The organism is Thioclava sp. PTB-PU3-1 (genome assembly GCF_055666785.1).
In genome coordinates this window covers 353,870-374,170 of sequence record NZ_JBVNVL010000002.1, presented here as the reverse complement: position 1 = coordinate 374,170, position 20,301 = coordinate 353,870, and the positions used below count along the sequence as shown (strand labels likewise).

At 65.1% G+C, this 20,301-nt stretch carries 21 protein-coding genes; 3 read left to right on the top strand and 18 right to left on the bottom strand.

Annotation, left to right across the window (positions count from 1 at the left end; genetic code table 11):
- Positions 1-92 precede the first annotated feature (92 nt).
- Positions 93-623 (top strand): hypothetical protein, encoded by a 531-nt coding sequence (locus tag ACZ7GB_RS07280; RefSeq protein ID WP_472158110.1) that lies wholly within the window; start codon positions 93-95, stop codon positions 621-623.
- A complete protein-coding gene (locus ACZ7GB_RS07275) occupies positions 611-2,272 on the top strand; it encodes a hypothetical protein (RefSeq protein ID WP_472158109.1) in 1,662 nt (553 codons plus the stop codon). The genes ACZ7GB_RS07280 and ACZ7GB_RS07275 overlap by 13 nt, the downstream gene beginning before the upstream one ends.
- Here ACZ7GB_RS07275 and ACZ7GB_RS07270 read toward each other — a convergent pair.
- A complete protein-coding gene (locus ACZ7GB_RS07270) occupies positions 2,269-2,925 on the bottom strand; it encodes a pyridoxamine 5'-phosphate oxidase family protein (protein ID WP_472158108.1) in 657 nt (218 codons plus the stop codon). The two genes, ACZ7GB_RS07275 and ACZ7GB_RS07270, sit on opposite strands and share 4 nt — an antisense overlap.
- Before the next feature lie 66 nt (positions 2,926-2,991).
- Between ACZ7GB_RS07270 and pdxR the strand changes: the two genes are divergently transcribed.
- Complete coding sequence (gene pdxR, locus ACZ7GB_RS07265) at positions 2,992-4,428, top strand: MocR-like pyridoxine biosynthesis transcription factor PdxR (RefSeq protein ID WP_472158107.1); 1,437 nt, start codon at positions 2,992-2,994, stop codon at positions 4,426-4,428.
- On the opposite strand, the gene hypE is transcribed toward pdxR, so the two are convergent.
- The 17 genes from hypE to hypF all read right to left on the bottom strand — a co-directional run bounded on the left by hypE (position 4,425) and on the right by hypF (position 20,298).
- Positions 4,425-5,444, bottom strand: coding sequence for a hydrogenase expression/formation protein HypE (hypE, locus tag ACZ7GB_RS07260; RefSeq protein WP_472158106.1), 1,020 nt, complete (start codon positions 5,442-5,444; stop codon positions 4,425-4,427). The two genes, pdxR and hypE, sit on opposite strands and share 4 nt — an antisense overlap.
- A gap of 113 nt (positions 5,445-5,557) precedes the next feature.
- Complete coding sequence (gene hypD, locus ACZ7GB_RS07255; RefSeq protein ID WP_347429347.1) at positions 5,558-6,700, bottom strand: hydrogenase formation protein HypD; 1,143 nt, start codon at positions 6,698-6,700, stop codon at positions 5,558-5,560.
- A 5-nt stretch (positions 6,701-6,705) separates the two neighbouring features.
- A complete protein-coding gene (gene hypC, locus ACZ7GB_RS07250; RefSeq protein ID WP_038145377.1) occupies positions 6,706-6,993 on the bottom strand; it encodes a HypC/HybG/HupF family hydrogenase formation chaperone in 288 nt (95 codons plus the stop codon).
- On the bottom strand, positions 6,993-8,468 hold the full coding sequence (locus ACZ7GB_RS07245) for a sigma-54-dependent transcriptional regulator (protein WP_472158105.1): 1,476 nt from the start codon (positions 8,466-8,468) through the stop codon (positions 6,993-6,995). Before ACZ7GB_RS07245 ends, hypC begins: the two co-directional genes overlap by 1 nt.
- Positions 8,465-9,364: a hydrogenase nickel incorporation protein HypB gene (gene hypB, locus ACZ7GB_RS07240; protein WP_078520434.1), complete on the bottom strand. Its 900-nt coding sequence runs from the start codon at positions 9,362-9,364 to the stop codon at positions 8,465-8,467. The genes ACZ7GB_RS07245 and hypB overlap by 4 nt, the downstream gene beginning before the upstream one ends.
- Entirely contained in the window at positions 9,364-9,705 is a 342-nt protein-coding gene (hypA, locus tag ACZ7GB_RS07235) for a hydrogenase maturation nickel metallochaperone HypA (protein ID WP_078520435.1), read from the bottom strand. Before hypA ends, hypB begins: the two co-directional genes overlap by 1 nt.
- Positions 9,698-10,582, bottom strand: coding sequence for a hypothetical protein (locus tag ACZ7GB_RS07230; RefSeq protein ID WP_472158104.1), 885 nt, complete (start codon positions 10,580-10,582; stop codon positions 9,698-9,700). The genes hypA and ACZ7GB_RS07230 overlap by 8 nt, the downstream gene beginning before the upstream one ends.
- The gene (locus tag ACZ7GB_RS07225) at positions 10,579-11,418 is read right to left on the bottom strand and encodes a [NiFe]-hydrogenase assembly chaperone HybE (RefSeq protein WP_472158103.1); all 840 of its coding nucleotides are present in this window, start codon (positions 11,416-11,418) and stop codon (positions 10,579-10,581) included. The genes ACZ7GB_RS07230 and ACZ7GB_RS07225 overlap by 4 nt, the downstream gene beginning before the upstream one ends.
- Entirely contained in the window at positions 11,415-12,245 is an 831-nt protein-coding gene (locus tag ACZ7GB_RS07220) for a hydrogenase expression/formation protein (RefSeq protein WP_472158102.1), read from the bottom strand. The genes ACZ7GB_RS07225 and ACZ7GB_RS07220 overlap by 4 nt, the downstream gene beginning before the upstream one ends.
- Positions 12,246-12,249: 4 nt before the next feature.
- Positions 12,250-12,666, bottom strand: a complete 417-nt coding sequence (locus ACZ7GB_RS07215) for a thioredoxin domain-containing protein (protein ID WP_472158101.1) — start codon at positions 12,664-12,666, stop codon at positions 12,250-12,252.
- A gap of 10 nt (positions 12,667-12,676) precedes the next feature.
- Positions 12,677-12,997 carry a HypC/HybG/HupF family hydrogenase formation chaperone gene (locus tag ACZ7GB_RS07210; RefSeq protein WP_038145386.1) on the bottom strand — a complete coding sequence of 107 codons (321 nt, stop codon included), beginning with the start codon at positions 12,995-12,997 and terminating at the stop codon, positions 12,677-12,679.
- Positions 12,997-13,629 carry a HyaD/HybD family hydrogenase maturation endopeptidase gene (locus tag ACZ7GB_RS07205; protein WP_472158100.1) on the bottom strand — a complete coding sequence of 211 codons (633 nt, stop codon included), beginning with the start codon at positions 13,627-13,629 and terminating at the stop codon, positions 12,997-12,999. The genes ACZ7GB_RS07210 and ACZ7GB_RS07205 overlap by 1 nt, the downstream gene beginning before the upstream one ends.
- Before the next feature lie 320 nt (positions 13,630-13,949).
- Complete coding sequence (gene cybH, locus ACZ7GB_RS07200) at positions 13,950-14,726, bottom strand: Ni/Fe-hydrogenase, b-type cytochrome subunit (RefSeq protein WP_472158099.1); 777 nt, start codon at positions 14,724-14,726, stop codon at positions 13,950-13,952.
- Positions 14,727-14,731: 5 nt separating this feature from the next.
- Entirely contained in the window at positions 14,732-14,917 is a 186-nt protein-coding gene (locus tag ACZ7GB_RS07195; RefSeq protein ID WP_038145392.1) for a hypothetical protein, read from the bottom strand.
- Between the two features lie 14 nt (positions 14,918-14,931).
- Entirely contained in the window at positions 14,932-16,728 is a 1,797-nt protein-coding gene (locus tag ACZ7GB_RS07190) for a nickel-dependent hydrogenase large subunit (protein WP_078520442.1), read from the bottom strand.
- A gap of 3 nt (positions 16,729-16,731) precedes the next feature.
- Positions 16,732-17,808 carry a hydrogenase small subunit gene (locus ACZ7GB_RS07185; RefSeq protein WP_078520443.1) on the bottom strand — a complete coding sequence of 359 codons (1,077 nt, stop codon included), beginning with the start codon at positions 17,806-17,808 and terminating at the stop codon, positions 16,732-16,734.
- A 225-nt stretch (positions 17,809-18,033) separates the two neighbouring features.
- Complete coding sequence (hypF, locus tag ACZ7GB_RS07180) at positions 18,034-20,298, bottom strand: carbamoyltransferase HypF (RefSeq protein ID WP_472158098.1); 2,265 nt, start codon at positions 20,296-20,298, stop codon at positions 18,034-18,036.
- Positions 20,299-20,301 lie beyond the last annotated feature (3 nt).

Genomic DNA, 20,301 nt, shown 5'->3' with positions numbered 1-20,301 from the left:
AAACGCCGCCCGCTACCGCAGACGCCCCCAATGTGCCCAGAGACGCGCCTGAAACGGATACCGCCCCGCCCGAAGTCGCGTCCAACACGGCCATGAGCATCCGGGATAAGATCGAGATGGGCTCCTGGATCGCCACGATAGCTGCTCTCCTCTTCACCGCCGGGCAAATCTACCAATGGCGCGAGGACCGGAAAGCCGATCTCTCGCTCGAAATGGTCGCGCGCTTTTCCGACCTCGAATATGCAGGAAGCGCCCGCCGCGAACTTGCGCAGTTCTGGTGGCAGAACTCGGACGCCCTAGCCAAAGTCACAGCGATCAAAGGCGGCATCCCTCCCGCGCAGCGGCAAAAATTTCTTGACCTGCTCTTCCAGAAACGCCCCCCCGTAAAGCGCCAGGAGCAATTCGCGGCGGTATCGGAAATGGCGAATTTCTTCGATCAGGTCGAGCTATGCATCGCGACGAAACGCTGCGACGCACAGATCGCGACGGACTACTTCTGCGGCTACGCCGCGAATTTCGCCGACCTCTACCAAGGCCCGATCACCCAAGTGCGCGAGACCTTCGGCACTTCCGGGCTCGGGAGCGGTTTGCAGAATTTCGTGGAGGCCAGATGCGACGACTGATCCCTGCCCTCGCCGCGCTGAGCGTCCTCGGTGCCGCCCCACCAGCCCTCGCCGCCGATATAGACTGGGCACCGCCGATCACGAATGAGTTCGTGTTACCTTATATCGGCGTGGATATGGCCACCGGGACCAAGCCGGGCGACAGCTTCGATTTCAAGAACGCGTTGCACATTCATATTAGAGGCGAAATCGCGCCCGGCGACGCAGAGACATTCAGAAATCTGATCACCGACAAGGCCAGCGAGATCTTCGATCCGATTTCGGGCGGGGTGAATATGCGCCCAGTCGTTGTCTCTCTCGACAGTAATGGCGGCGATTTCTACGAGGGCCTCAAACTCTCCGACTCGATCCGCGGCTTCGCAACATTCGTCGGCAAGGGCGACAGGTGCCTCTCGGCCTGTGCGATCGCATTTCTGGGCGGCTCTGAGCGGATGCTGCGCGGCTACCCGATGTGGAACGCGCGATACGTTCACACCGAGGGCGTCGTCGGGTTTCACGCGCCGTTCTCGAGCCTCTCGAATACGCTGATGATCCCCGATGGCACGCCGTTTTCGAGCACGCTCGGCAATCAAATCGCCACGCAATTCTACGCACAGGCTCAGGACGCCATCAACGAACTCACAAAGCGGATGGGGACATGGAATATCGCTCCAGGCTTCGTCTTCGAAATGATCGGCAAGAAATTTCAGAAGGACGACGACAGGCCGCTGAGCGAGCAGTTCCTGCTGATCAATTCATATAACCGGCTCGATCAGACCAAAACGACTGTCCTTGCCGACCGCGCTCCGAACCCGGCCAATGTGGACATTCTCGGCGCCATAAACGCCTGCGAATTCGTGGTATTCGCAAATACCGGTCGCCGGGTAATGACTAGCCCGCCAGTATCTTCAGAGGCCATCCCGGAGCATGGCCTGATCCGCTTGTGGTCAAGATACTCAAGCTTCGGATATGCGACGGAAGAAGGCCTTAAAACCTCGGGCAATCCCCGCCCAAGGCTGAAGAAGGTGAAAATTGGCCCCCTTACGGCGAATGTTTTACTGCCCGCCGCAGGCGACGACTCCTATTACCTGCAAGCGAAGCTCTCAGGCCCTGGCCGCGTCGACTGTAACGTGTTCAAGGACGCTGACGGGCAATGGTACGTCAAAACCTACAATATCGACATTCATGCCAACGATACGTTTCTCACGATGAACGGGACGACTGCCACGCAGCGCGATGTGCTCGACTACGAGGGCCCCTACCCGATCAGCGATTTCACGATCCTCGGCCCCGATGGCGTCTGGAACAATTTCCCCGCCATCGAGCCCTCCGAAGAGCTCACGCCGATCCTCGCCCAATTCCCCGATATCACCGGCCCCAGCTTCGACTGCACGGGCAAGCTCGATCCGGCGGCGGAGGTGATCTGCCTGATCCGCCCGCTCGGGCAGCTCGACGGAGTGCTGGGCAAGCTCTACCCCCGCGCCGTCGAGAAGGACGCAGCGAGCACGAAGCAGAGCCAGCGGCATTGGCTCAAGATCCGCGACCGTGCCTGTCGTCCAGGCGGGATCGACACCAACGACCCGCTTCAATTTCGCAGCCTGATCGACTGCCTCACCTACTTTTACGAGATGCGCCTTGGGGAATTGGACCAGATCGCGCAGGCCAATTAACCGCCATAGCGGAAATTGCGTACATGCGCGGGCATCGCGACACCGTCGAGGTTGCGCGGATCGGGGATCGGGTCGCCCACCTCCATACGGATCGGGATCACCCCGGCCCAGATCGGCAATGCGTAATCTTCTTCGTCATCGCTCGGCCCGCCGGTGCGGACCTTAGCGGCGCCCTCGGCGATCTCCATCCCCAGCACGGTCGTCGCTTTCAGATCCTGTTCGTGATCCGGGCGCAGCATCTCGTAGCGCCCCGGATAGAGATGGTTCACGAAATTCCCAAGCTTCTGCAGCTTCTCCGCCGGGTCTTCCACCTTGAACGCGGTCCCGTAGAGCATAACCGACCGCGTATTCAGCGAATGATGCATCCCCGAGCGCGCCAGCACCAACCCGTCGAGGATCGACACCGTCAGGCAAACCTCGGCCTGCGTCTCGCTGCGCAAAGCCCGGCTCGCGGAAGAGCCGTGCCAATAGACGTGATTGCCCTCGCGCCATTGCATGGTCGGCGTCACGTAAGGCTTACCGTCGCGGACATAGCCCACATGGCACATCGGCTGCGCATCGAGGATCGCGTTGATCGTCTCGCGGTCGAAATGGCCGCGCTCATGCAGACGGCGCAGACGGGAACGGTCGGTCACGGGAAGGGGCTCGGTCATGGGGATCTCACTCAAAGCGGGTCTATCTTGTCCCGGCAGCGATACAGCCCTATTGGATAGGAAAACATGTCCAGTTTCGCCAAAATGCACCAGTCCAATCTTAACGCATCCTTGTTCGGCCTGTCGCTTGATCGGCACTCCGGCTTGCCGCTGCACGCGCAGCTGACGCAAGCGCTGCGCGAGATGCTGCGCGCCGATCCCGCCGCAGCCGGAGAGCGCCTGCCGCCAAGCCGCGCTCTGGCCGAGGAACTGTCGGTCTCGCGCATGACGGTGACCACCGCCTATGATCAGCTGATCGCCGAGGGCTACCTGAGCACGCGCCCCGGCGGCGGCACCTATGTGGCCGAGGACCTGCCCCATCTCGCACCGCCCGCGCCGCGGGACGCGCCACATTCGCAGCCGCACACGGCACAGACGTGGCTGCCCTTTCAGCCCGGCCTGCCGGATCAGACGCTGTTCCCGCACAGGCTCTGGGCACGCCACCTCGAAAGGGCATGGCGCAACCCCGATCCCGCGCTTCTCGACCGGCCCGACCCGTTCGGCTGGCCTCCGCTGCGGCAGGCGATCCGCGACCACCTCGCGGCGTGGCGCGGCCTCGACTGCGCGACCGAACAGGTGGTGATCACCGGCGGTGCGTGGGACGGGTTCGACCTGATCGCGCGGGCGGCGCTGCCCCCCGGCGCGCTGATGGCGACCGAAGACCCAGGCTGGGCGACGATGGGTCATGTGCTGGCCGCAAGCGGGATCACCGAGCGCCCGGTGCGCATCGACGCCGAGGGGCTCGACCCCGCCGATCTGCCGCCCGAGACCCGCGCGGTCACCATCACCCCATCGCGCCATTTCCCGACCGGGATCGCGATGCCGCTGACGCGCAGGCTGGCGCTGCTTGACTGGGCGCGCGAGCGCGACGCTTTGATCGTCGAGGATGATTACGACAGCGAGTTCCGCTATCGCGGCCAGCCCCTGCCGGCGCTGGCAGGGCTCGATGTGCTGCAGCGCGTGATCTATATGGGCAGCTTTTCGAAACTGCTCAGCCCGGCGCTGCGGATCGGCTATCTGGTGTTGCCCGAGCGGCTGGTGACCCCGATGCGCGACGCGATTGCGACGACCGGATCACGGGTCTCGATGGTTCCGCAACCGGCGCTGGCGAGCTTCATGGCGAGCGGCGAATTCGCGACCCATCTGCGGCGGATGCGGCGCCAATACGCGAAGCGCCAGCGTCACCTGCTGAGCGAACTGACGGGACTGGAGGACTATCTTCAGCTTCAGCCCGATCCGTCGGGAATGCATCTCTGCGCAGGCCTCGGCCCGGCCCTCGCCCCTCTGGGCGACCGTGCGATATCCGAGCGCGCCAAAGCGGTGGGCCTCACGCTGCGGGCGCTATCGTCCCACGCCCGCCTGCCTGACCCGCCGCAAGGCCTGCTCTTGGGCTATGCCGCCTTCGACGAACGGGCGTTGAGCACCGCCGCAGACACGCTGCGCGCCCTGCTAAAGGAACTCTAGCAGATACGCGGCAGTTGCTCGCCCACCAGCATATCGACGATGCGCTGACCGCCGAAGGCCGTCGTCATCCGCACCTGCTTATGCCCCTCGACCGCACGGCCCACGATCACCGCGCCGGTCCCTTCGGGGCGCGCGCGCATCGCGGCCAGCGCCGCCTCGGCCTCGACCTCGGGCACGAAGACCACGAGCCGCCCCTCATTGGCCAGATACAGTGGATCGAGCCCGAGGATCTCGCACATCCCGACGACCTCGGTGCGGAGCGGCAACGCGTCCTCGGCGATCTCGATCCCGCAGCCCGCCGCTTCCGCAATCTCGTTGAGCGCCGAGGCCAGCCCGCCCCGCGTCAGATCGCGCGCGGCTTTCGCGCCCGGCGCCACCGCCAGCACATCCGCCATCAGATGCCCCAGAGCGGCGCAATCACTCTCGATCGCGCTCGACAGCGCCAGATCGCCCCGCGCGGCGAGGATCGTCGCGCCATGATCGCCCAGCACCCCGTTCACGATGGCGACGTCTCCGGGCGCGACCAGCCCTGCGGCCATCTCGACCCCACCGGGGATCACGCCGACGCCCGCGGTGGTGACGAACACCCCGTCACAGGCTCCGCGCCCGACCACTTTGGTATCGCCGGTGACGATCTTCACGCCAGCCGCCTCCGCCTCGCGCGCCATCGTCGCCACGATCCGGCGCAGAAGCGCGATCTCGGTGCCTTCCTCGATGATGAAGGCCGCCGAGAGCCAGAGCGGCTTCGCGCCGCCCACCGCCAGATCGTTCACCGTGCCGCAAACCGCAATCTTGCCGATATCGCCGCCCGGAAACTCGATCGGCGTCACCACATAGCTATCGGTCGTAAAGGCCAGCCGCGCGCCGGGCTCGGCCAGCGCCTCGGCCTGCAACCGCGCCTGATCCTCCATGCCGGGCGGCGCGAAGACCGAAGTGAACACCTCCTCGATCAGATCCCGCATCGCCTTGCCGCCGCCGCCATGGGCCAGCGTCACCCGCTCGTCGCGCAAAGCCATTCTACCTACCTTCGCCTTGGTCCAAATATCCCGGGGGAGCGGCAAAGCCGCGGGGGCGGAGCCCCTTCTTCCCTAACCTTTTCTCGCCCTCCGGCGACGGGGGCAGCGCCCCCTTACTCCGCCGGCTCGACAGCGCGCGCGCCGCCATATTGCCAATAGGCCGCACAGGCCCCTTCGGAGCTGACCATCAGTGCGCCAAGCGGCATTTCCGGCGTGCAGCCGCGCCCGAATTGCGGACAGTCCACCGGCTTCATCCGCCCCGTCATCACCTGCCCGCAGGCGCAACCCTCGGCCTCTTCGACCTCGCGCCGACCGGTGGCATAGCCAATGCCGAACTTCTCCTCGGCGTCATAGGCTTCGTATTGCGCACGGATGCGCAGCCCCGACTTGTCGATCTCGCCCAGACCGCGCCACTCGAAGGACGGCCGCGTCTCGTAGACATCGTCGATTGCAGCAAGGCTGACCGGATTGCCATGCTCGGGCACGACGCGGGCATATTGGTTCTCGACCTCGGCGCGACCTTCGGCGATCTGGCGCAGCACCATCAGGACCGATTGCAACAGATCGAGCGGTTCGAACCCGGCCACCGCGATCGGCTTGCCGTAATCCTGCGCGATGAAATCGTAGGGATGGATCCCGATCACCATCGAGACATGGCCGGGCCCGATGAAGCCATCAAGGCACATATGCGGATCGTCGAGCAGCGCCTTGATCGGTTCGGGCACGGTGATGTGGTTACAGAACACGCTGAAATTGCCCAAGCCTTCGCGCGCGGCCTGCTGGATCGCAAGCGCCGTGGAGGGGGTCGTGGTCTCGAATCCCAACCCGAAGAACACCACTTCGCGCTCGGGGTTACGGCGCGCCAGTTCCAGCGCGTCGAGCGGCGAATAGACCATGCGGATATCCGCGCCGTCGGCCTTCGCCTGCAGAAGCGATTTCTTCGTGCCCGGCACGCGCATCGCATCGCCGAAAGTGGTGAAGATCACGCCCTCCCGCTCGGCGATCTCGATACATTCATCGACGCGCGCACGCGGCAGCACGCAGACCGGGCAGCCGGGGCCGTGAATGAACTCGATGCCCTCATGGACCAGCTTGTCGAGCCCGTAGCGGAAGATCGAATGGGTATGCCCGCCGCAGACCTCCATGATGTGGACGGGCTTTTCCTTCGTCGCGCCGATCTGATCGGCCACCTTGGCGATCTCGGCCAGCAGCACCTTGGCGGCTTTCGGATCGCGGAATTCGGATGCGAATTTCATCTGCCTCACTCCCCTGCCAGCGCGGCGTCGCCTGCGGCCATCTGTTCCAGCGCCTCCTGCGCCTCGCCAAGATCGCGCAGCGCCTCCAGCGTCTTTTCGGCCTCGTCCTCGTCGATCAGGCTCATCGCGAAGCCGACATGGATCAGCGCCCATTGCCCTACGAGCCCCTCCAGCGCGCCCTCTGCCACGCAGGCCACATTCACTTCGCGGCGCACGCCCGACACCTCGGCCATCGCCATCTGGCGCGTCTCATCGGTGATCGCCACGATCTGGCCCGGAATACCCAAACACATCAGTCACTCTCCTCCTCGGTGGCCACCGACGGATCGGCGATGCCGTAACGATCCAGTTTCGCCCGCAAGCCCACGCGCGACAGGCCCAGCTCGGCCGCAGCCCGGCTCTTGTTCCAGCGGTTGCGGGTGAGCGTCTCGCGCAGGATGCGCATCTCCATCAGCTCGATCCGGTCCTTGAGCGTGCCCTCGGCGGTCATCACGTCCTCGGCGGCGCGGTCGGCGCCCTCATCCGACGGATCGGCCTGCAGGATGTGACGCGAGATCAGCTCGGCGCCCAACACATTGTCCTGCGCGAAGATCAGCATCCGCGTGACCTCGTTGGTCAGTTCGCGCAGATTGCCCGGCCAGTCGTAATTCTCCAGAAATTCCAGCGCGGCCGCCTCGAAACCCATCACCGGCTTGCCGTGGCTCGTCGCGACCTCCGAAAGGATCGCCTGCGCCAGCATCGCCACGTCTCCCCGCCGCGCGCGCAGCGGCGGGATCGCGATCTCGCCAAGGCTCAACGCATAGTAAAGATCGGTGCGGAACCGCCCCTCGGCGACGCCTGCGCGCAGGTCGCCCGACGCGCCCGCGATCAGTCGCAGATTGGTCGAGACCGCCTCCTGCCCGCCCACCGGGGTCACGACCCCGTCGCGCAGCATCCGGTGTAGCGCAAGCTGCAATGCCGGGCTCGCGCCCTCGATCCCGGCCAGATAGAGCGTGCCGCGATCGGCTTTCTGCGCCAGCCCGATCTTGGCCACGCCACCGGGCAGCACGCCGCGCTTGGCGCCGAACAGCTCGACCATCGCGAGATCTTCCGGCATGCCGGAAATGTTCAATTCGTAGAACGGCTTCTCCGAGCGCAGCGAGCCGTAATGCATCGCGCGGGCCATCTGCGTCTTGCCCGTGCCCGGCTCGCCCGTCATCAGCACCGGCACGTCGAAGCTGGCATATTGCCGCGCGAGAGTGACCGCCGCGTTCATCGCGGAATTGGGAGAGCGCAGGATCGTCTCGAACCCCATCCCCTCGCGCAGAGACCGCCGCCGCTTCTCGACCCGCGTCTCTGTGGTCGAGTTGAGAAAGCGCATCTCCAGCGTCAGCCGCTCGTTCTCGCGCGACAGCTGGAACATCCGCGCGGCATTGCGGGCCACGGCCAGAAGCTGCTCGGGATGCCAGGGCTTGGCGATAAACTGGTGAATGCCCGCATCATTGATCGCGGCGACCATCGAGGCGCTGTCGGTATAGCCGGTGATGACGATGCGCACCGTTTCCGGCCAACGCTCGCGCACCTCGGTGAGGAAATCGACCCCCGAGCGACCGGGCATGCGCTGATCGCAAAAGATCACCTGCACCCATTCCTCTTCGAGCACCGCCATCGCCTCTTCAGCCCCCGGCGCGGTGAGGATCTCGAACTCGTCCTCGAGCGCCATTTTCATCGCCTGAAGCGAATGGGGCTCGTCATCGACGAGGAGGATGGCCGGGGTCGAGCCGGTCATGACGCGGCCTTCCGGTCGAGCCCGCGCTTGAGCCAATCGAGCCACGCCTGCATCCCCTCGCCCGTGCGGGCCGAGACGCGCAGCACCTCGATCTCCGGGTTCACGCGCTTGATGTTGGCCTCGTAGAGATCGAGATCGACATCGCAATAGGGGGCCAGATCGGTCTTGTTGAGGATCGCGAGACCGGCGGCTGCGAACATGTCCGGATATTTCAGCGGTTTGTCCTCGCCCTCTGTGACCGACAGGATCGCGACCTTCGCATCCTCGCCCAGATCGAAGGCGGCGGGGCAGACGAGGTTGCCAACATTCTCGATGAACAGAAGCGACCCTTCGGGCAGCGCGAGCCGGTCGAGCGCGGTTTCCACCATGCGCCCGTCGAGGTGGCAGCCCTTGCCGGTGTTCACCTGAATGGCCTTCGCGCCTGTCGCGCGGATGCGGTCCGCGTCATTGGTGGTCTGCTGGTCGCCCTCGATCACTGCGAGCGGCGCATCGCCCAGCATCTCGATCGTGCGGCACAGGAGCGTGGTCTTGCCCGAGCCGGGAGAGGAGACGAGGTTGGTCGCGAAGATGCCCTTCTGCGCCAGTCGCGCCCGGTTCTTCCCGGCGAAATCGTTGTTTTTCGAAAGGATATCGGTCTCGATCTCGATCAGACGTTCTTGGCTCATACCCGGCACTTCGGTGCCTGCCGCCCCAAGGCCGATATGGATATCGCCGTGGTCGTGGTGGTGATGGTGGGGGGCGTGATCGTGAGACTGATGGCCCTGCGCGGGTGCCGGAGCTCCTTGCGCGAGCACCGCCAGAGGCGCCGCTTTCGGCACGGCCTGACTGCTCTTTTCCAGATGGGCGCGGAACTGATCCTCCACGCTATGTCCGCTGCATCCGCACACCGTGCACATCAGAGCACCTCCATATCCTTGATCCGCATCTCCTCGCCGCCCTGCGCCAGCAATTTGCCGCCGCCGCAGTTCGGGCAAGGGTCCAGTCGATGTTCGATTTCCACAGTCTCCGCGCAATCATAGCAGAGCGCTTTGCCGGGGATGTCGATAATCTGCAATTCCGCGCCTTCCGCGGGCGATCCGCGCATCACCACGTCGAAGGCGAATTCCAGCGCGTGTTTCTCGACGCCTGCGAAACGCCCGATTTCGAGCCGCAGCGTGGTCACGCGCGAAAAGCTGTTGGCCTTGGCCGCATCCTCGATCACGCCGCGGATGCCTTCGGCGATCGACATCTCATGCATCGGCGACCTCCCGCATCAGAACTGGCACGCAGGGATCGAGTATGTCCACTACCAAGCTTGCCAAAGACGCTTTCTCTGCGGGCAGGCTCTCGAGGCTACGCTGCAACATCCCGCCGGGCACCGTCAGATGATCGGTCGGCGTGATCCGCGTGAGCGCGCTCACACGACCGCCGCTCAGTCTGACCTGCAAGGTATAGGCGCCCCGCGCCGCCGCGACCGAGGCCACGCCCGGCGCGACACGGCGCGCGGGCGGCGCATCGAAGCACAGCCGATCCAGATCGACCACGCGCCCCAGCGCCCGCCACAGCGGCCCGCGCCCGTAGCGCGCTTCGGCCTGATGCATCAGATCCGCGTCGCGCACCCGTCCGGCGGCGGAATTCTCCTGCGGCACCAGCGACAAAGGCTGCGACAGGTCGGGCAGATCGGCCACCGCCTCACCCGGCGCGAAGCGCTCCGCGATCGCCGCCAGAAGCGGGCTGATCCCCGTACCGGAACTCAGCCAGTCCGCGAGTTGCGCGGGCCGCGCACCGCCCCAGATCCAGCGCTGCAGCGCCGCGCCGCCCTTCGACCAATCAGCAGGCAGCGGCATCGGGTCGTGACCGATCAGCGCGGGCCAGCGCAGGCATAGCTTGGAGAGATGGTCGCGCAAAATCTCGCGCCGCGGGTCGCATCCGGCAGTCTCCAGCCCCGTCGCCAGCCGCACCGCGAGGCCCTGCGCCATGCCGCACAGGTTGAACAGGCGGGGCATCAGTTCCGCGACCTCTTCGGGGGTCTTGCCCGGCATCATCGCCTCGACCGGGCTCGGCGCGGGCAGCGCAAGCACCGCCTTCAGCCGAGCGCCGTCGCGCGCGATGGTTATGCCGAGCGTCTGGTTCATTCCGCGTCATCCGCCGCGTCGCGCGGCGCATCCTCGGCCAGACCGGCGGAGATCAGCTTGCGCCGGGTCGGTTGCGCCATCTCTTCGACACGGGCGTCTTCCGCCGCCTGCGCAGCCTCCGCCTCCTCGACCGCGGCAATCTCGGCCTCGCGACCGGCGCGGATTTCGGATTTGCGATCCGTCTCGGCGCGGTTCTCGTCCTTGAACAGCTCCATCATGATCGCGCGGGCGACATCGGTCGCCTGCATCTGCGTCTGGAAATCGCCCATCGGCGAGAAGAGCGAGCACGCCTTGTAGCCGCCGCCCATCTCGCGGACGTTATGGATGAACTCATAGGTGCCGGACGGGAAGTCGATGTTTTCCTTGGCGCCGGGGACCAGCGCCGACCAATCCTCGCCCTCGCGCGGCAACATGATCAGGTTCATGAACCACGGGCTGACGAGCACGCCAAGCCCGCGCCCCTCGTGCGAGACGAAGCCCACCGGCTCGACCGAGAGCGCCTTGTTCACCAAGGGCACGTCGCGCATCTTCGAATGCCAGACCTCGCGGAAATCGGCGGTAAGCTTGGCCACCTGTTCCTCGATCCGGCGCGCCTCCAGCATCGCGGGCGCGCCCGGATCGGTCTGCACCATGAACTGCTCTTTCGGCGCGTCGCAATTGGGACAATGCCAGTCCTCGGGCAGCATCGAGAACGGCGTGCCGGGCAGGACCTGGCGGAAATCGTCGCCCTGTGCCGGATCGTAAGGCGTCCAGCAGATTTTGCATTCCATGATCGCCTGATCGGAAATCCGATCATTGGCGCCCATGTAGCTGCCCTCGAACCCCGCAACGCTCATCGGATCACCTCCAGCACTTCGACGATCCGCTCGGCGGAGTCGACGAGATCCTCTTTCGCGGCGATCGCCACCTCGGGCATCGTGGTCACTTCGAACGTGTCGAGGATCAGCGTGTCCATCGAGTTGAAGAACTGCACCCGCCAGACATGGGGCAGCGCGGTCGCGGTGACGCGGCAATTGCCGTAGCCACGCGACAGGATCGTCACCGCGCCTTCGCCCGCCGCCGCATCGAGCCAGACAAGGTCTTCCTCGGTATGGGGCAGCAGGGTCAGGTTCACCACATGCGGCTCGCCGCCCATGAAACTGCCCGATTTATCCTCCAGTTCGGCCATCAGCGCCGGAGCGTTCACAACGCCCGGACCGCGCGGATGGGTCTTGCCTTCGGCTTTGCGGAACGGCTCGAAGGCGCGGCTCAGCGCCGCCGAGGGAACCGGACCGACCTCGATCTTGTCGACGCCCGAACCTGCGATCATCCAGACGCCCGCAAAGACTGACTCCTGCACCGCCAGCGCTGGGATGCCGCGGATCTTCATCGCGACCTCGCCCTGCCCCATCGTCTCTGCGATGAGCGCGCGGTTCTCCGCGTCGAGATGACTCAGATCGAAACTCGCCATGCCGCCTTGCGCCGCCGCCTCGCAGGCCTTCGCCACATCGGCCAGCGTCTTGAGCGCGGGCGTGACGCTGGAAGGGTCGTCGATATCAGGCATATGCGCCGAATAGGTGCGCATGCCGGAGGGCAGCTTCATATATTCGAGCTGCGCATCCTCGTCCTCGGGTTGCGAGCCGGGACCGAAGCCCATGGGAGGAAGGTGGAAATTGGAAACCATTGTCTCAGCCTTTCGCGGTCAGGATATGAGAGGTGCGGGCGACGTAATCGTCCCAGTCGCGGATCTTCTCGATCGCGCCGAGATACTCACCCTCGCGGTAGAACAGGAAACCGGGGGCTTTCAGCGCGCGGGTCTGCTGACGCAGCTCGGTCTCGATCGCATCGCCCACCACCGCGCAGTCGAAAGCGTGCTGGAAGGCCATGCGGATTTCCGGCAGCACCACGGCAGCGTCGGGGGTCTCGAGGTTGCGCTTGGCGTCGCCCGGAATGAACAGGCAATGCGCCCCGGGACGCGCGGTGAACTCGGCCACATCGGACATGTTCGCCAGAAGCGGATAACCCATCTCGTCGATCAGGCGGGTTACCAGCGGGTGCATCGCGCCCGAGGGGGCAGTCGTATCGGGCATTGCGAAATCGTGCATGTGTCTCTCCTCAGGCAGTCGTTTTGCCGGCATCGCGCGCGGCTTGCAGATGGGGCGGAAGTTGCGGCTCGCGGGCGTCGAGATCGGCGAAAGCATCGCCCAGATCGCCGCCCTGCATCAGGGCCCGCAGCCCGCCAAGCGCGGCCGCGATCTTGGTCGCCTCGTCCTCGGTGATCACCTCACGAGAAGCCCCGAGAAAGGCCAGAAGCCAGTCGCCGGGCTTGGCGTCGGGCGTCAGCGACAGGTCGATGATACCGGGCTGTCCCTCTTCGAGAACCTCGCCGCGGATGCCATCGACCGCCACCAGTTGAACCGGGATTCCGACGCACATCAGGCGCGGACCTTCTCGGCGCCGGGGAAGAAGCGGTGATCGCCCATCCGGCAGGCCTCGCCCTCGGTCGGGCGGCCCCCTTCGTAAGCGCCGCGACGGATCGAGGCATCGGCGAGGTCATCGGCCTGCGTCACGCCTGCCGCGACCGAAATGCCCCAGCGCGCCAGTTCGGCTTCGCATTCGCGGATCGCGGGCTCGATCTGGGCGGCGACCGCAGGGCGCAGACCGCCACCGTAATCCTCCAGCTCGACCGGCTGGCAGCCGATCAGCGTCAGCTTCGCCGGGCAACGGTTCATCAGCTGTGCGGTGGCGATCACGTCCTGAAAGCCGGTCTGGTGCAGGCTCATTTTCTTAGCGCCCATGAAGGCGGGCACGTCGTCGTCGCGCAGCACCCGCATCTCACCCGGCTCCAGCCCGAAATCGATCGCATCGAAGACGATCAGCGCATCGGCCTCTTCAAGAAACGGCAGCAGATACAGGCCCTGCGTGCCGCCATCCAAGAGCTTGACTTTGTCCGGCACGGCGCGGGTCTCGGCCATCACCTCGACGCAGCGCACGCCGAAGCCCTCATCCGCCCAAAGAACGTTCCCGATACCCAGAACGAGCACCCGGTCCGGCGCAAAATCCGACATGATTTCCTCCCTCTCCCCGAGGCGGCAAGCGCGTTGCCATCCTCGCCTCGAACCGACAATAGGCTTTGCAGAGGGGCGGATTTCACGGAAATCGCACGAAACTGCGACAATCTGTCTAGTATTTGTTTTTACGAAATTTTCTTGGGAAACGCGCCGCCATCAAAGCCGTCAAAGTGGAAACCATATTTCCACTTAAGCAGATTTTTCGCAATGAAATCTTCCACCGGCAGCGCAACGCTGGAAACAGCTCGAATCCGCGCCAGAATGCAGAACGGGAGCGGATTGACCCGCGCCCGTTCGCCCTACCACCGCACGAACCGTTACTCGATACGATCGTCCTTAAACGTCCGGTGGCCGGAGATCATCGTGGAGACCATCGACTGACGGCTCATGATGTCTTCGCGGATCGCCGCGTAGATGTGCAAGATCATGAAGATCACGATGGCCCACATTCCCAGATGGTGCAGCGTGTGCAGCCTCTGTGAGTTCTGCACGAGACCCAGCACCCAGCCCATCAGCGTATCGGGCAAAGAGCCCTGCCCCGCGCCTTCCGCATAGAGCGCCCAGCCGGTGATCAGCATGAAGGTGATCCCGAGCGTCATGAAGAAGAACATCGCAAGCTGCGCCAGCGGGTTGTGACCGACATATTTCTTCGGCGTCTTCTCAAGGAAGGCATACCAGCGCAGCTCGTGCCCCAGCTCTTTCCACCAGCGCTTGCGCCAGACCGGCACGTAGAACAGCTGGCGGGCGTGGTGATTGCCCACGAAGGCCCAGTAGATGCGCCCAAAGAAGATCACCGTCAGGACCTGCGCCGCCGCGAAATGGCCGAAGCGGATATAGCCCATGACGAATTGCTCGGTCGCTTCGCCGATCTGCAGCGACGGCAGGGGCGCACCGATCAGGAAGCCGGTCACGATCAGCACCGTGATCATCAGCGCGTTGAGCCAGTGCCAGAGGCGCACGGGCGCCTCGTAGACATAGACAGAGGTCCGGCGGCGGATCGAGTCGAGATCTTCCTCGGTCGCGTCGCCGGTCAGGCGGGAGGCCTCGAAGGCCCCTGTCGCCTTGGGGTTTGGCGTGTGGATCGTGTCCTCCATCGCCCTTACTCCTTGCGGACGCGCTTGACGGCGCGGGCGATCTCGACGGCCACATAGGCCAGGGCGATCGCGCCGGCCGCCATCGCGACATGGGCGATGGTGTGACCTTCCGCGCCGGGGGCCACTGCGTGGCCCGGATGGGCCAGCGCGGGACCTGCGATCATGCTGAAAGCGAATGCGAGTTTCTTCATGATTTCCTCCTCCCTCAGCGCACCTTGACGGTGGTGAGCTCTTCGCCGTCGGGCGACATCACATGGGTCGAACAGGCAAGGCACGGATCGAAGCTGTGCAGGGTGCGCAGGATTTCGACCGGCTCTTCGGGGCGCTCCACCTTGGTGTTCATCAGCGACGCCTCGAAGGCACCGATATTGCCCTGCGTGTCACGGGGCGAACCGTTCCAGGTGGTGGGCACGACACATTGGTAGTTCTCGATGCGCCCGTCCTTGATCTTGACCCAATGCCCCAGCGCGCCGCGCGGAGCCTCGGTCATGCCGACGCCCTTGGCCTCTTTCGGCCAGCTCGACGGATCCCACTTCTCGACATTGGCGGTGCTTTCGTCGCCATTCTTGATGTTGGTCATCATCTTGTCGAAGAAGTGCCGCTGCAGACGCGAGCAATACTCGGATTCCAGCGCCCGCGCCGCGGTCCGGCCCAGCGTAGAGAAGACCGCGCTCAGCGGCAGGTCCATCTTGCGCAGCAGACCGTCGACCTGGTTCTTGATGTCCTCGTGACCCTTGGCGTAGCCCACGACGTAACGCGCAAGCGGCCCGACCTCCATCGCGTGCCCCTTCCAGCGCGGGGCCTTGATCCAGCTGTATTTCGCAGCCTCGTCAAGCTCGATGATATTGGTCCGCGTGCCTTTGGCGTTAGGCCCAAGCTCGTATTGCGGCTCGGTCACGCCATCCCACGGGTGCAGGCCCTTGCCGGGCTCGCCATAGGTGTACCAGGAGTGATCGACGAATTCCTGCACCTGCTCGGGGTCGCGCGGATCGACGTCATGCACCTCGTTGAGGTTGCCGTTGATGATCGCGCCACGCGGCAGGTGAAGCTGCTCGGGCGAGAAGTCGTTCGGGTTCTCGGGAATGTCGCCATAGGCGAGACAGGCCTGCGACGACAGACCACCGCCATAGAGCCAGTTCTTGTAGAAGCCGCCGATCGCGATCACGTCCGGAATGTAGACGTTCTCGTTGAACTCCTGACACTTGTCGATGATCGAGGAGACGAGGTTCAGCCGCTCCATGTTGATCGCACCGACCGAGCCGACGCCGTCGATATTGATCGGGCACGGCACGCCGCCCACCAGCCAGTTCGGGTGCGGGTTCTTGCCACCGAAGATGGTGTGAACCTTCACGATCTCCTTCTGAAGATCGAGCGCCTCCAGATAGTGCGTCGTCGCCATCAGGTCCGCTTCCGGCGGAAGCAGATAAGCCGGATTGTCCCAATAGCCGTTTTTGAACAGCCCGAGCTGTCCGCTTTCGACGAATTTCTTGAGACGGTTCTGCACGTCCCGGAAATAGCCTGGGGAGGAGAGCGGGTGGCTCGGGCTGACCTTCTGCTGCAGCTCCGAAGTCGCCTTCGGGTCCGCGCGCAGCGCGTTGACCGGGTTGACCCAATCGAGCGCATGCAGGTGATAGAAATGCACGATGTGGTCATGGATCTGCAGCGCGAGCTGCATCATGTTCCGGATCGAATTCGCATTGTCGGGGATCTGGATCCCCAGCGCATCTTCAACCGCACGAACCGAGGTCAGCGCGTGGGTGCCGGTGCAGACGCCGCAGATCCGCTCGGTGAAGGCCCAGGCGTCGCGCGGATCGCGGCCCTTCAGGATCACTTCCAGCCCGCGCCACATCGTGCCGGTCGAGACCGCGTTGGTGATCATGTTGTTTTCGTCCACATTCACTTCGCAGCGCATGTGACCCTCGATCCGGGTCACCGGGTCGACAACGACCCGCTTGCCCGAATTGTCCATCGTGTAGCCGTTCGGCGTGTTGAGAACCGACATGGATTACGCCTCCTCGTTCTTCTTCTGGGCGCGTTTGAGCGCGGAGACGGCAGCGTGAACTGCCACCGCACCGCCGACGACGGCCGCCGTGGTGCCGCCGACCACATCGGCATTCGCTTCGATCCCGAATTGCTTGATGTTGGTGAGCCGGTCGTAGAAGGAGCCCTGATCCCAGAACCCGTCCTCGGAACAGCCGATACAGCCGTGACCCGACTGGATCGGGAAGCTGACACCCTCGTTCCAGCGCACGGTCGAGCACGCGTTGTAGGTGGTCGGCCCTTTGCAGCCCATCTTGTAGAGGCAATAGCCCTTGCGCGCGTTCTCGTCGTCCCACGCCTCGACGAACTGACCGGCGTCGAAATGCGGACGGCGGTAGCATTTGTCGTGGATACGCTGCGAATAGAACATCTGCGGCCGGCCCTGACGGTCCAGCTCGGGCATCCGGTCGAAGGTCAGCATGTAGGTGATCACGCCGGTCATCACCTCGGCGATAGGCGGGCAGCCCGGCACCTTGATGATCGGCTTGTCGGTGATGACCTTGTGCACCGGCGTGGCGCGCGTCGGGTTCGGGGCGGCAGCCTGCACGCAGCCATAGGAGGCGCAGGCGCCCCAGGAGATAATGGCTTTCGCATGCTCGGCAGCGTGGCGGAGTTGATCCACGAAGGGCTTGCCGCCCACGATGCAGTACATCCCGTCTTCGTTGAGCGGCGGATTGCCCTCCACGGCGAGGATGTAATTCCCTTTGTATTTGTCGATCGTGTCCTGCAGCGCGGCTTCCGCCTGCGCGCCCGCCGCCGCCATCAGCGTGTCGTCATAGTCGAGCGAGATCATCGAGAGCACGACATCCTTGGCGAGCGGGTGGGCCGAGCGGATGAAGCTTTCCGAGCAGCAGGTACATTCGAGCCCGTGCACCCAGATCACCGGAGTGCGCGGCTTGGTTTCCATCGCATGGGCGATCTTGGGCACATAGGCCGGGCCGAGACCCAGCGCCGCCGCCGTCAGCGAGCAATATTTCATGAAGCTGCGGCGGGTAATCCCCTGCCGACGCATCACGTCGTAAAAGGTTTCGATCGCAGGCAAAGTGTCCCTCCCTCTGTGATCCCGATGACCGGATTCTCCCTCCTCCCGAGGGGAATACGCATGTGTGATCTCAGGATTGGCAGGTCGGGTCCGCGAACAGAACGAAATAATGACAGGATGTCGCAGGCGCGAATTCCTGTTTGTTTCCGATATGTTGCCCGTCAAAACCCCGGTGCGGCGCGGGGCCGCACTGGCACGTCAGTGACCAGCTTTCCGGGATTCCGGTCAGTCTCTTTCCGACTGCGCCGCAGCAATCACCGCCTGCCCCAGTGCCAGCGAGCCGTCATTCGCCGGAAGCGTGCGATGGCTCAGCACCGGCAGATCGCCCAGCGCCGCGCAGGTCAACCGATGCAACAGCGCGTTCTGATAGACGCCACCGGTCAGCACCACGGCTTTCGCGTCTCCGCTTTCGATCAGCGACCGCGCCCGGCGGGCAAAGCCCTGCGCCAGCGCCGCATGGAACCGCAGCGCGATTGTCTCGGGCGCGACCCCGGCCTCCAGATCGGCGGCGAGCGCCTGAAAGAACGGTCCGGCCTCGAGCACGTCGCCCGCATCCGCGAACGCATAGGCCCCGGCCTCCGCTGGGGCGCCGTGTGCCAACGCGTGCGCCGCCAGCGCCTCAAGCCGCATCGCGGCCTCGCCCTCATAGCTCTGCCGCATCGGGCAGATCCCGAGGCAGGCCGCCACCGCATCGAAGAGCCGCCCCGCCGACGACGACAGCGGCGCGTTGACCCCCTTCGCCGCCGCCTGACGCGCCAGATCGCGCGGGGCTTCCGGGAACAGGCTGTCGGCCAGCCCCGCCAGCCCCGCCGCATCGAGCCGCACCAGCGCGTTGCGCCACGGTTCTGCCTGCGCCCGGTCACCGCCGATCAGCGGCGCGGGCTCAAGCCAGCCGCGCCGCGCGAAGCCAAGGTAATCGCCCAGCAGCAGCTCGCCGCCCCAGACCGTGCCATCGGGCCCCAAGCCAAGCCCGTCGAGCACGACCCCCGCAACCTTGCCGCCCTCCAGCGGCCAACCGTTCTCGGCCATGCAGGCCGCGAGATGCGCATGGTGATGCTGCACCTCAACCAGCCGCAACCCGTCGCGCGCGGCCCGTTCGGCCCCGTGGCGCGAAGCCCGAAAATCGGGGTGCAGATCCACAGCCACGACCTCGGGGCGATGAGCGAACAGCGCCGCATAATCCGCATCTGCCTGCTCGAACGCCTCCCATGTCAGCGCCTCGTCCAGCTCGCCCAAGTGATGGCCCAGCAGCGCCTGCCCGTTCTTGATCAGGCAGATCGCGGCCTTCATCTGACCGCCAAAGCCCACAACCTGCCGCGCGCCCTCGAACCCTTCGGGCAGCGGCAAGGTGCCCGGCACCTGTCCCCGTGCGCGGCGCAGCACCATCGGCGGATCGGCCCGCACGACGCTGTCATCGAGCCGCCGCGCGATCTCGCGGTCATGCATCAGGAAGGCATCGACGAAGCCAGCCAGCTTCTCGCGCGCCTCACCGTTTCCGATCACCTGCGGCTCGCCCGAGAGATTGCCCGAAGTCATCACCAAGGGTCGCCCCTCGTCCCCCCGCGCCCATTCGCGCAGCAGCAGATGATGGAGCGGCGTATAGGGCAGCATCCAGCCGAGACTGTCCTGCCCGGGCGCCACCGCCTCCGGCAAAGCCTCCCCCGCCTTTTGCAGCAACACGATCGGCGCCGCAGGATCACGCAGCAGTTCCGCCTCCGCTTCTGAAACCTGGGCATAGCGGCGGATGGTCTCAATCTCGCCCATCAGCGCGAAGGGCTTTGCAGGCCTGCGCTTGCGCGCCCGCAAAAGCGCCACCGCCTCGGCATTGCTCGCATCGCAGGCGAGATGAAACCCGCCCAAGCCTTTCACCGCGACGATGCCCCCGCCCTGCAAAACCGCTCCGACCTCTTCGGCAGGGCGCTCTTCCCCGTCCACCTCCAGCCACACCCGCGGCCCGCACTCGGGACAGGCGATGGGCTGCGCGTGGAAACGTCGATCCGCCGGATTCTCGTACTCCGCGCGACAGGCCGAGCACATCTCGAAGGGCGCCATGGTCGTCTGCGCCCGGTCATAGGGCAGCGCGTGCAGGATCGTGAAACGCGGCCCGCAATGGGTGCAGTTCGTGAATGCGTACTGCCGCCTGCGCCCGTCGCCCCGGATTTCCGCAAGACAGTCCGGGCAGGTCGCCGCATCCGGCGTCACCCGCGTCTCGGCCCCCGCCCCTTGCGAGGCAACGATATCAAAACTCTCAGGCGCGGTGTCGAACACAAACTCCGACACCTCCACCGCATCGACCCGCGCAAGCGGCGGCGCCTCCGCCGAGATCGCCTCGGCCAGACCGTCCAGCGCCCCCGCCACCCGGATCAGCACGCCCTCGGGATCGTTGAGCACATGGCCCGAAAGCCCACGCTCCTGCGCAAGCCGCCAGATGAAGGGGCGAAAACCCACCCCCTGCACCTGCCCGCGCACCCTGATCTCGAAACCCTGCATCTT